The sequence below is a fragment of the Cohnella fermenti genome (assembly GCF_004801405.1).
Classification (GTDB): domain Bacteria; phylum Bacillota; class Bacilli; order Paenibacillales; family Paenibacillaceae; genus Cohnella; species Cohnella fermenti.
Genome location: NZ_SSOB01000025.1, coordinates 68,273 through 79,806, shown reverse-complemented (window position 1 = coordinate 79,806; position 11,534 = coordinate 68,273). Strand labels below are relative to the sequence as shown.

The window sequence follows — 11,534 nt, the reverse complement described above, 5'->3', positions numbered from 1 at the left end:
CGACAACTGTCACGCTCCCTACTATCCCATAATCGTCCATGCGCCGGCGACCCGAATCGGGAGAAATTCCGCCCCAATCCGGATTATTGTTCTCCTCTGGCGGCCCGGCCCCGATAAAAGTCCGACGGACTCGTTCCGTACTTGCGCCGGAAGAACTCCGCGAACCGCCCCGGCTTCCCGAATCCCGCGACATACGAAGCTTCGGTGATCGTGGCCGCTCCCGCCTCAAGCAGCCGGCACGCCTCTTCCAGCCTCCGCTCGATGACGTACGCGTGAACCGGCATGCCGAACAGCAGCTTAAACCCCTTCTTCAGCTTGTACTCGTTCAGGCACACCATTCTCGCCAGCTCGGCCAAGGTCGGCGGAGCTGCGGACGAGCGATCGAGAATCTCCTTCGCCCGATGCAGCCCGTCGAGGTCGGTGCGCGACATTCCCGGCACGATCGGCCCCGCCCGCTCCTGGATCGCCTCTCCTATGTAGACGGCGATAAGCTCCAGCGTTTTGCCGCTTAAGTAGAGCTGCTTGACATCGCCTTCGTAAGGGCATTCGACGATATCCTTGACGATCCTCTCCAGCGCCGGCGTCATCCGAATGTTGTCCAGATGGCCGTTCCGGTCCCGCAGCGCGGACGTCAAGCGGCCTAATGAGAGCGAGTCCAGCCGTTCCAGCGAATCCGGCCTCGCGATGTTGACCGACACGCCGCGGAATCGCTTGCCCTCTTCATAACGGCACACGCTGGCCGTGCGAAGATCGCCGAAGGCGGATATCTCGCCGCGATCCAGTCCGATCTCATCCGCCCGCCCCTCGACGCTCCACCGGATGCCCTCGTCCAGGCAGCAGCCGAGGCTGACGATCTCTTCCGCTTCGCGGCTGCCCATGACGACCGCCTCGTGGAACCTGACGTCGCACTGAATCAGATCGATCGCCGGGCCCGTGCGAATCCGGCGCCAATATCCCTCCCCCAGTTGCGAAGGGATATGCGCAGTCTGTTCGAACGCGCTCTGCCGGTACAGCGTGGTCAGTCGCTGCCTCATCTCGCGATTGTCGCCGCTGCTCTCGTTCTCGATGAAGCAATCTCTCTCCGACGGGTTTATGGTGCTCACCTCGTTGCGCTCACCTCCTTCGTCCAGAATAGCATGCGATTTGACGTAATGCATCAGGCTCGCCGGCCGTTCGCCGGTCGTTTGTCAGCCATTTGTCGGCCGTTCGTTGGCCGTTCGTTGGCCGTTCGTCGGCCCGGATAGGAGGCGCTTGCGGCATTTTATGTGGTTTTTCACATTCGTCGGTCCGGTTGGGAGGGGATTGCGGCGTTTTTATGCGGTTTTTCGTATATATCCGGCAAGTTGAGCCGGAAATTTCTCCACGAATGTGATTTTTCGCATAAAACCGGCCAAAGTCCCCGTTACTGGGCAGCACCAATGTGATTTTTCGCATAAAATTCGGCGGCCGGCGGGTTCGGTGGGATATCTCCCTCTACCCCTCCGTAATATCGGCCCGAAGCTCGCTGGCGATCTCGACCATCTTGGGCACGACCGCTTCGTGCGTAATCGCCACGTACAGGTCCCCGTCGTAATGACGGAACGGAATGACGGACTCGCCGACACTCCATAAGAAGAAATCCCCGTCGATCGTCATCGTGCTCGAAGAGCCGGTCACGGTGTATTGGGGCGAATAAGCAAAATCGGGTTTGTCGGCGAAGTACCGCTTGCATTCGTCCAGGGAGATGGCCGCACCGGGGGCGTTCTCCTGGAACGTTCTGGTGATGCGATAGCGCTGGCTCATGCGTTGTCCTCCAGATCGTCGTCCATTCCTTTGCCGGCGAGAATGTGCGGGATGTACTTCTCGATCCTCGCCTCCCGCGTCTTCGCTTGCTTGGCCGAGGAGATATAGTAGATGTACCCGCGCTGCCGCCCCGGCGTCAGCCCTTCGAATGCCGTCTTCAATTCGGGGATCTCCTCGAACTTGTTGTGCAATTCCTCCGGCACGGCGTAATCCTCATGCTTCTTAAGGGCCACCTTCAGGCCGGCCTTCTCGATCTCGATCGCCTCGTCGATGTAGCTCTTGATAATAAGCTGCAGCTCTTCGATCTGCGAGGCGCTTGTGAACCGAAGCTGCCGCGCCGCCTGGACGTTCTCCGTCTGCTGGATCAGAATGCCGTGCGGGTCCTTGAGCAAGGCGCCCTTGTGGAACAGAAGCGCGCAGTATTCCTTGAATCCGTGGATCAGAACGATGTTCTTGTTGTCATGCGTGTAGCAGGGATGCATCCACTTGAAGTCCTCCGTCACCTCGCAGTCGAGCACGATGCTCCGGAGCAGCTCGAACTCTTCCTTCCACTGCTTCAGCTTATTGAAGTAGGGATCGATCTTGGTACTCTTTACTCCACTGGCCATCCGCTTGCCCCCTCTTCACTCCCCTTTGCTATCAGATTAACTGTAGTTCAAGCAAGCCGGGATTGCAACAGATTACTCCTTGACCGAGCCCAACGTAATCCCATGAATGAAGAAGCGCTGCAGTAACGGATAAACGACGAGCACCGGGAGCATCGCGATGAAGATCTTGGCGGCGTTCAGCGTCTGATTGGACAGCTCGTTTAATCTCTTGTATTGATCCTCGGTCATATTGGACGCATCGACCACGACGACGAGCTGTTGGATGAAGGTCTGCAACGGATAGTGGTCCTGCCCCGACGTGAGCACAAGCCCGTGGAAAAACTCGTTCCAATGGTAAACGATCGTGAACAACGTAACCGTCGCCAGCACGGGAACGGCCAGCGGCACGTAGATTGCGCCCAGCATCCGCCACGGCCCCGCTCCGTCGACAAGCGCCGCCTCGTCCAATTCCTTGGGCAGATTGCGGAAGTAGTTGACGATCAGAATGACGTTGAAGACCGGAACGCCGCCGCCGAGCACCAATCCCCAGATCGTGTCGTACAGGCCGAGCGTCTTGACCGTCATGTACCAAGGAATCAGCCCCCCGTTGAAAAGCAGCGTGAAGACGAGAATCCACATAAACACGTTGCGCAGACGGAATTCTCTTGTGTTTCGCGACAGCGGATAAGCCATCAGCGTCGTGATCGCGATCGTAAGGGAAGCCCCCAGCAATACGCGCTGAATCGAGATCCAGAACGAGTGGAAGAAGCGGCCGTCGTTCATGATCTGCTCGTAGGAGTTGAAGTTGAAGCCGACGGGCCACAGCCACACTCGCCCTGCCGAAGCGGCCGACTTCTCGCTTAGCGACACCGCAAGCGTGTACCAGATCGGCAGCAGGCAGAGGAACGCAATCGCGAGCAACGCGATCAGGAGGAACCCGTCGAACAGCCGCGCGCGCAGGCTCGTATCTCTTGTCATGTTCGAGCTCCCTCCCTTAGAAGATGCGATAGTTCGCGAATTTGGACGCCAGCGCATAAGAGGCGACAATCAGGATGAAGCTGACAACCGACTTGAGCAGGCCGACGGCCGTCGCCAGCCCGTATTGCATATTCAACAGCCCTTCCCTGTACACCCAGGTGTCGATAATATCGCCGCTCGAGTAGAGCAGCGGGTTGTAGAGGTTGAAGATCTGATCGAAGCCCGCGTTAAGGACGTTGCCCAGGCTCAATACCGCAAGCAGAACGATGGTTGTGCGCAGACCCGGAAGCGTCACGTGCCAGATGCGGCGAAGCCGCGAGGCGCCGTCGATGGAAGCCGCTTCATACAGCGAAGGGTTGATGCCGGTAAGAGCCGCCAGGTAAATAATCGTATTGAACCCGAACTCCTTCCACACGTCGCTGCCGACAACGATATACGGGAACAGATCCGCGCGGGCGAAGAACAGAATCGGCTCGGCTCCGAAGATCGACAGCAGCTCGTTCACGGGTCCCGTGTAGGAGAAGATATCGAGCAGAATGCCGGACAGAATGACCCACGATAGAAAATGCGGCAGGTACACAATCGTCTGAATCCAGCGCTTCATCGACGTGAAGCGAAGCTCGTTCAGCATGATGGCGAAGACGAGCGGTACGACGAGGTTGGCGATGATTTTCATAACGGCGATGAATACGGTGTTGCCGAAGATCTGAACCGTATCGTTCAGGTCGAACATGTACTCGAAGTTGTCCCAGCCGATCCATTCGGATCGGAAGAAGCCGCGCCCGGGGTTGAAGTCCTCGAAGGCGATCGCGATCCCGAACATGGGAACGATGCTGATCAGCGCCAGCCAGACGAGCCCCGGCAACAGCATGACGTAATAATGCTTGGTGAAGCTTCGGTTCCTCATCCTCGCTCTCCTCCCTCTCTCTGCCGCTTCGCAGAGGCGCCGGGAACACCGGCGCCTCCGTCCGCGATTCTATTGAATCGCTGCCTTCACTTCCTCGGTAATCTTGTCTCCGCCTTGCTTCTTCCAGTCGGCGACGAACTTGTCGAAGTCGTCCAGCGGCGCCGCTCCCATAATAATCTTCAGGAACGTCTCGTCCTCCAGCTTCTTCAGGTTGGACCAGCGGCTCTCCATCGTCTTCGTCTGCGAATAGAGCAGGCTGTACACCTTGTTGTAGTCTTGCTCCAGCGGCGACGAACCGACGAGCAGGGAATAAATTCGGCTCCAGGTGCCCATATCCGCCTGCGGGTCCCAATTGTCGATGTCCATGTCGTCGTAAGGCTGCTTCTTGACCTTCGTGACGTTCTGGATATCGGCGGCGAGCAGCTTGTAGCCCGGATCGGCGAAGTCTTCCGGCTTCTTCGTTCCGGCAAGCACTTCCTTCAGCGCCTTGGCGGAGTACTCGCTCTCGTCGGTATAAGACATCGGCACGCGCAGCGGGTAATAGCCGATCGGGACGCTGATGTCGAACTTCGATTCGTCCCGCACGAGCATATTCAGCATCTTGACGACCGCTTCCGGATGCTCGTAGCCCTTGCGCACGACAACGAACAGCGTGGACGGCGCTCCCATATGGGCGTTGAATTGCCCTTCTGCGTCAAGCGGCAGCAGATACGCCTGCCAGTTCGCGTTCGGGTCGTTCTTGATCGCATCCGGCAGCGGGCCGTAGCCCATCCACCACGGGGCGAAGAAGATGCCGGCCTGGCCGCTGACGACCGGCTCGTAGGCGCTCTTGCGGATGCCGATCTCCTTGTCGATCAGCCCCTCGGCGTACAGATCGCGCAGCTTGCCGAGCGCTTCCTTCGTCTCCGGAAGAATCGAGCCGTAGACGGGATTGCCCGAGTCGTCCTTCAGCCAATAGCCGGGATACGACTGATAGGCGCCGAAGATCGGATCGAGGCCGAACGTGTTATTGGTCGATTCAAGGAAGTTGGCATACAGCTTGCTTCCGTTCTGCTGGCCGGCTATGCCGATCGTATCGTTCTTGCCGTTGCCGTCCGGGTCCTGCTCGACGAACGCCTTCGCTACCTTCTCGAGGTCCTCCATCGTCTTCGGCGGCTCCAGGCCAAGCTTGTCCAGCCAATCCTTCCGAATCCACATCTCGTGAACGCCGTCGGACTGAACCTGGATGCTCGGGATCGCGTACATCTTGCCGTCGAACGTAACCGCTTCGGCCGACTTGCCGTCGGTCTTCTCCATGAAGTTCTTCATCGCCGGAGAAGCGTACTGCTCGAACACCTCGGTCAGATCCGCCAGTTGCCCGGACTTCACCATCTCCCGCAGTTGGGTGTCCTTGACCACGAGCGCATCGGGCAAGTCGCTGCTCGAGATGGCCAGGTTCACCTTCTGGTCGTAATTCGTTCCGGACGCGGCCTGCCAGGTCACCTTCGTGTCGATGTTCAGATTGTCCAGAATATAACGCGAATACTGGTTGTTCTCCGGCGTGTCTCCTCCCGGCAAGCTGTTGTCCGTCGGATCTACCGACTTGCCGTACGTCAGCGTGATCGTCTCCGGATACTTGCCGAACGGATCGTACGTCTCGGCTTCCGCGGACGGCGAAGCCGCTTCCGCAGGTTGCGAGGCGGCACCGCCATTGTCGGCTCCGTTCTTGTCCCCTCCCGATTGGCTGCACGCGCTCAGCACAACAAGCAGCAGAGCCATGCCCAGCGATACGGATTTGTTGGACATTGGTTCATCTTCCCCCTTCGAATTCGGTTGGCTAACGTTAAGCACTCTGAATATAGCACGCGTGTAAGCGCTTCATGGATGGAGCGGACACCGAGACCAAGGGGGAGGAATGGACGGCGTTCCCGCTCGCCGGTCATCGCTCCCCCCTCAAGCGGTCATCCCTCTACCCTTGCCGCTGCCTGTATTCGCTCGGAAGCATGCCGGTCTGCTCGCGGAACGTGCGGCTGAAGTACTTCTCGTCCGCATAGCCCGTATGTTCGGCAACCCATTGGATCGGCTTCGCCGTCTGCACGAGATATTCCCGGGCCTTGTCGATTCGCGTCTGGCGCAAATACTCGTTGAACGACGAGCCGACCCACTCCTTAAACACTTGATTGAAGTAGCTTCGGCTGAGATTGACGCGCCTCGCGACATCGATCGCGAACAGCGGCAGCTCCAGCTCGTCGTGGACAATCTTGACGGCCGCCATAACGCTTCCGCGCACCTCTCCGCTCAGATGCGCTCGGCCGCCCGCGGGCGAGATCAGCCCCCGGAAGGCTTCGAGCCACCGGGCCGTCTCTCCCCACGAGGCGAACCGGTCGGGAAGCTCGATCCGCGCCGGAGAGACGGAGCGGAAGATCCGGTTCCATTCGACGGTGCTTCCGTACAGCAGTTGCATCAGCTTCGCGAGCGGCAGCTTCAGCGCAAGCAGGCGCCGCTCCAGCTCCCGGAAGGCCATCTCGTCATGCAGCCAGCGGAAGGAGTGCAGCAGCTCCTTGGCCGCTTCCACCTCTGACGGGCTTGGCTCGGCGCGCCCCGCGCCCAGCTCCTCGAAGCTGATCTCGATCAGTTGCGGCTTGTTCCCCCGACAAGCGTAGAAGAAGTCCCGCTCCCGATACGCGCTCAGCTTCGCATGAAGCCCGCCCAGCGATTCGCCGGCCGCGTGGCCGACCCGAACCCAGCGCCAGGCCGATTCCTCCGCGCCCCGGACGTCTTCCGGCAGCGGAGGCAGCAGCCGCCCTCCCGTCTCCTCGTCCGGCGCACACTTGCCGGCTTCCGGCATCCAGATTCGGACGCGGCGGTCCCCCTCCGTCCGCCAGCAGCCAAGCGCTGCGACAGCCTCGCCGGCCGCAGGGCTGCCGTATGCCGCCGGCTCGGGCGCGTCGCGCAGAGAGAGCAGAGCGTAGGCATCGCTCGCCGGGAAGACGTCGCTTGCCGAAGGAGCATGGGCTTGCGACCGTCTGCCCTTCTCGGCAACGATTCGCGAGCGAATCCGTCCGAGCATCTCTCCGAAGTGCTCCCGCTCCAACTGAACCTTCGCGATGTAGTCGATGGCGCCGAGCCGCAGCGCCTCCTGGATGTATTCGAAGTCCTGGTGCAAGGTCAGCACCGCCGCAGCCACCTCGGGGTGCCGCTCGCGCGCGATCCGAATAAGCTCGATGCCCGACATGACGGGCATCGCCAGGTCGGTGAGCAGCAGATCGATCGGCGTCGCCGCCATGAATTCCAACGCCTTCTCGCCGTTCGCCGCCTCTCCGGCAATCCTCATGCCGTACGAATCCCAAGGCATCGAAGAGATAAGCCCCTTGCGAACCAGATTATCGTCGTCCACGATCAGCACATGAATCATTCGAGCCGTCCCCCTCCCTGATCGGCAGCCGGATCACGATCCGGGTCCCTTGGCCAAGCTCGCTCGTCACCTCGAGACTGGCGCTGCCATCGTAATGCGACTCCAGCATTCGCTTCACGTAATTCATTCCGATTCCCATGCCGACGCGCTGCCTGGCCGCCTGCTCGTCCGCCAGCAGCGCCGCGATCGTCTCTGCGGAGATGCCGGCTCCGTTATCCCGGATCGAGATCTCGAGCCCTTCGTTCAGCCGCACGTCCACTTCGATTTGCCCGTCGTCGTTAAGCCCGTGATAGAGAGAATTCTCGACCAGCGGCTGCAGAATGAAGCGGGGCACGGGAACGTCGAGAAGATTGTCCTCCGCCTCGAGCCGGACATCGAACCGGAAGTTGTAGCGAATCTGCTGGAGAATCAAATATTGCTTCAACGAATCGATCTCCTCCCGAATCGTGGAGAGGCTGTCTCCCTTGCGGAGGTTGTAGTAGAGCAGCTTGTTCAAGGAGGTGACGAGACGGTCGATCTCCTGCTGACCGTTCATGACGGCGAGCCAGTGCACCGTGTCGAGCGTGTTCATCAGGAAGTGCGGATTGATCTGATGCAGCAGCTTCTCGATCTCCAGGTCCGCCCGGCGCTTCTCCTTGTTCTCCACCTCCGTGAACAAGTCCGAGATCTGCGACTTCATCGTCCGGAACTGGCCGAGCAGCGCCTCGAATTCCGGGATGCTTGTCCGCATCGTCACCGCATTGAAGTTGCTGTTCGCCATCCACTTGATTTCTCGATTGAACCTTGACAACGGCCGATACACCATTTTCCACAATAGCCATCCGATCGACAGACTTACCGCGACAACCAGCAAGGACAGAACGAGCATCTGGACGATCCAATCGTTCTTCTCCCGGTTGTAATCGTCCTTCGCGATGAGCGAGACGACGCTCCAGCCCTGACTGCTGACCTCCCGATACCAATAGAACCCGGAGATCAGGCCGGAGTCGCCCGTGCCCTCTGCCCCTCTCGCGAATATCGAATCTGCTGGGAAAATCTCGCCGCGTTCGCTGTACGCAATCCGGCCGTCGTTGTCGAGGATCAGGTGGTACGTAAACTTGCTGACGCCGTCGAGGTCGAGAATGCTCTGGGTCAGCTTAAATCCCGACTCGATGTAGATGTAAGCGTCTTCGCGATCCGGCAGGTCGACCTTGCGCAGCGCGGAGAGCACATATTGGTCGTTGAAGCGGTCGTTGCTGACATGAGGGCCGTAGTAGGTGATGCCGTAATAGGAGGAGAGAACGGGCAGCTTGTCCGCGTCGAACGAGCTCTTCACGCCGGAGGACTCGAACAGGAACGTTCCGTCCGGCCGGAAGTAATACATCGTCAGCCCGATATTGGGGTTGGTGAAGGTGACGAGATTAAGCTGGTACTTGATCTGGTCGGTCAGGTAGCTTCGGTCGTAAGGCTTGTCCGCCGTCATGAACGCCTCCAACTGTCTGCCGATGTTGCCCTCGTAAGCGAGCTGCTGCGAGACGTGGTTCAGGTTGCTTAACGTATTCTCCAGGGAGAGGGCAACCTGCTTCAGGTTGTTCCGAATGCCGGCGTTCAGCTTCGTGTCGAGGATGGATGTGATCGTGTTGTAGGAGAGGTAGCAGGTGCAGAGGAAGGGAATTAACGTCGCCGCGGCAAAAAGCAATAAAATCCGGTTCTTAAGCGTGAGTCGCTCCAAGCTCTTCCCTCCGCTTCAGGCTTCTGTTCGCACCGTGCCCGAAGAGTCCCTGGGAACGTTCCCCGGGACCTTCGAGCGTACGTCATGCGAGTGCGTCGTTCGAGTGCCGGCTTGCGCTTGCTGCTTAATACCGCAGCCAGACGCTCATCTCGCCGGGCTCGCGATTGCCCCACAGGTAATACGGAATGGCCTTGAAGCGCACCGATTGCTGCCGCTTGTCGAGCGGACGGTACAGCCGGTCTTCCGCCCAAGCGGAGCTGTCCAATATCCGCCCGTTCCCTTCCACGACAACGCATCCGCCCAGCAGCTCCGCATCCGCCGTCTCCGTCAGCCCCGGCTGCTCGGCAAGCGCCAGCGACGCCAGCGGCTTGCCGTTGTCGGCCTCCTCGACGCAGTAGACGAGCGGGCCGCGCTGAATCGCGGCTCTGCCCGCGTCCGCGCGCACCTGCGGGTTGGCCGCGATCAGCTTCGTCTCGACAGGCAGCAGCCACAGCACCGTATCGCCGTCCTGCCAGTCGCGCTCAACCTTCGCATAGCCGTTCTCGACCCGATAGCTCGCCGTCTCCCCGTTGATCGCAAGCTCCGGCGCTCCGCTCTGGAACCAGGCGGGCACGCGCAGCGCCAGCTCGAACGCCGCCTTGCCCTCCCCTTCCGGCAGCGATACCGCGAATTCGATCCGCCCGTCCCACGGAAGCGCGGACCGCTGGCTGATCGCGACGCTGCGGCCCGCAAGCCGAACCTTCGCTTCGCTGCCGATAAACAGGTGAACGTGAAGCGTCCGCCCGTCCGCCGACACGTCGTAGATGTAGTCGTTCAAGGAGCTCAGCAGACGGGCGACGTTCGGCGGGCAGCAGGAGCAGCCGAACCACTTCTGCCGCACCGGCTTGACGTGGAGCCTGTCCGGATTGCGCGCGCTCGCCTCCTGCCACACCTCAAGCGGATTCACGTAGAAGAAGTGCTTCCCGTCCTTGGCCATGCTGCCGAGCACATTGTTGTACAGCGCCCGCTCCATGACGTCGGCATATTCGCTCTTCGCCTCCAACTGCAGCATGCGCCGCGCCCAGAAGATCATCCCGATCGAAGCGCAAGTCTCCGAATAAACGGTGTCGTTCGGCAGATCGTAGTCGAACGTGAACGCTTCTCCGAGGTGGGTCGCTCCGATGCCGCCCGTAATATACATCTGCTTCCTCGTCGTATTCGCCCAGAGCCGCTCGCACGCTTCGCGGAGCTTGGCGTCGCCGGTCAGGCGCGCGAGATCGGCCATGGCCGTATAGAGATAGACGGCGCGAACGGCATGCCCGACGGCAGCCGGCTGCTCGCGGACCGGCAGGTGGCTCTGGTACACCTCAAGATTCGGCGAGCCTTGCGCCCAGATGCTTGTCCGGCCGCGGCGCTCCCATTCCTCCATATAATAGCTCGGCTGACGTCCGCGCTCGTCGATGAAGAAGAGGCTCAGGTTCAGATAGCGCTCTTCCCCCGTTGCGCGGTACAGCTTCACGAGCGCCAGCTCCGCCTCCGGATGGCCGCAATACGCTTGCATCTGGCCCGGCTTCGCGCCGAACAGCCGGTCGATCAGGTCCGCGAACCGGCAAGCGATGTCGAGCAGCTTGCGCTTGCCGGTCGCCTCGGCATAAGCGACGGCCGCTTCGAACAGATGGCCCGCGCAATACAGCTCGTGCGCCTCGTACAAGTTGGTCCATTCGCGTCCCGGCTCCTGAATTGTGTAGTACGTATTCAAGTAGCCGTTGTCGTGCTGGGCGGCGCCGATCAGCTCGATCGCCTCGTCGGCAATTCGTTCCAGTTCGGGATCGGGATGGCGGCGAAGCGAGTAGGCAACCGCTTCCAACCACTTGTAGAGGTCGCTGTCCTGGAAGATCCAGCCCCCGAATTCCCCTTGCTCCAGCCCCGCGGCGATGCGGAAGTTGCGAATCGAGCGGCTCGGCTCGGCATCCTCGATGCGGTCGTTAAGCGCCTCCCATTGATACGGAATGACCGTCCGGCGAACGAGCTCCTGGTAGCCGTCCCAGAACGGATCGCGAATCCGGATATGCGAATCGTGCATGTTCTCCACCTCGACATATGGAATGTATGGAATTTGACTGTTCCTGTGATCGAGTTTATTCTTTTTCCAAGCGGGGCAGTAGCAACAGATTAAGCATCCTCTTATACAAAATG

9 protein-coding genes are annotated in these 11,534 nt (G+C 60.1%); all 9 read right to left on the bottom strand.

Features of this window, described 5'->3' with window-relative positions; genetic code table 11:
• Positions 1 to 83 precede the first annotated feature (83 nt).
• The 9 genes from E6C55_RS19215 to E6C55_RS19175 all read right to left on the bottom strand — a co-directional run bounded on the left by E6C55_RS19215 (position 84) and on the right by E6C55_RS19175 (position 11,421).
• A complete protein-coding gene (locus E6C55_RS19215) occupies positions 84 to 1,103 on the bottom strand; it encodes a helix-turn-helix domain-containing protein (protein WP_168735748.1) in 1,020 nt (339 codons plus the stop codon).
• Positions 1,104 to 1,473: 370 nt separating this feature from the next.
• Positions 1,474 to 1,782 (bottom strand): hypothetical protein, encoded by a 309-nt coding sequence (locus E6C55_RS19210; RefSeq protein ID WP_136371431.1) that lies wholly within the window; start codon positions 1,780 to 1,782, stop codon positions 1,474 to 1,476.
• Positions 1,779 to 2,390 (bottom strand): YdeI/OmpD-associated family protein, encoded by a 612-nt coding sequence (locus E6C55_RS19205; protein ID WP_136371430.1) that lies wholly within the window; start codon positions 2,388 to 2,390, stop codon positions 1,779 to 1,781. Before E6C55_RS19205 ends, E6C55_RS19210 begins: the two co-directional genes overlap by 4 nt.
• 72 nt (positions 2,391 to 2,462) lie before the next feature.
• Positions 2,463 to 3,347 (bottom strand): carbohydrate ABC transporter permease, encoded by an 885-nt coding sequence (locus E6C55_RS19200; RefSeq protein WP_136371429.1) that lies wholly within the window; start codon positions 3,345 to 3,347, stop codon positions 2,463 to 2,465.
• Positions 3,348 to 3,363: 16 nt separating this feature from the next.
• Positions 3,364 to 4,254, bottom strand: a complete 891-nt coding sequence (locus tag E6C55_RS19195; protein ID WP_136371428.1) for an ABC transporter permease — start codon at positions 4,252 to 4,254, stop codon at positions 3,364 to 3,366.
• A gap of 69 nt (positions 4,255 to 4,323) precedes the next feature.
• Complete coding sequence (locus E6C55_RS19190; protein ID WP_136371427.1) at positions 4,324 to 6,039, bottom strand: extracellular solute-binding protein; 1,716 nt, start codon at positions 6,037 to 6,039, stop codon at positions 4,324 to 4,326.
• 163 nt (positions 6,040 to 6,202) lie between these two features.
• Positions 6,203 to 7,648 (bottom strand): helix-turn-helix domain-containing protein, encoded by a 1,446-nt coding sequence (locus E6C55_RS19185; RefSeq protein ID WP_136371426.1) that lies wholly within the window; start codon positions 7,646 to 7,648, stop codon positions 6,203 to 6,205.
• Positions 7,617 to 9,359, bottom strand: a complete 1,743-nt coding sequence (locus tag E6C55_RS19180; RefSeq protein ID WP_136371425.1) for a sensor histidine kinase — start codon at positions 9,357 to 9,359, stop codon at positions 7,617 to 7,619. Before E6C55_RS19180 ends, E6C55_RS19185 begins: the two co-directional genes overlap by 32 nt.
• A 124-nt stretch (positions 9,360 to 9,483) precedes the next feature.
• Complete coding sequence (locus E6C55_RS19175; RefSeq protein ID WP_136371424.1) at positions 9,484 to 11,421, bottom strand: glycoside hydrolase family 127 protein; 1,938 nt, start codon at positions 11,419 to 11,421, stop codon at positions 9,484 to 9,486.
• Positions 11,422 to 11,534 lie beyond the last annotated feature (113 nt).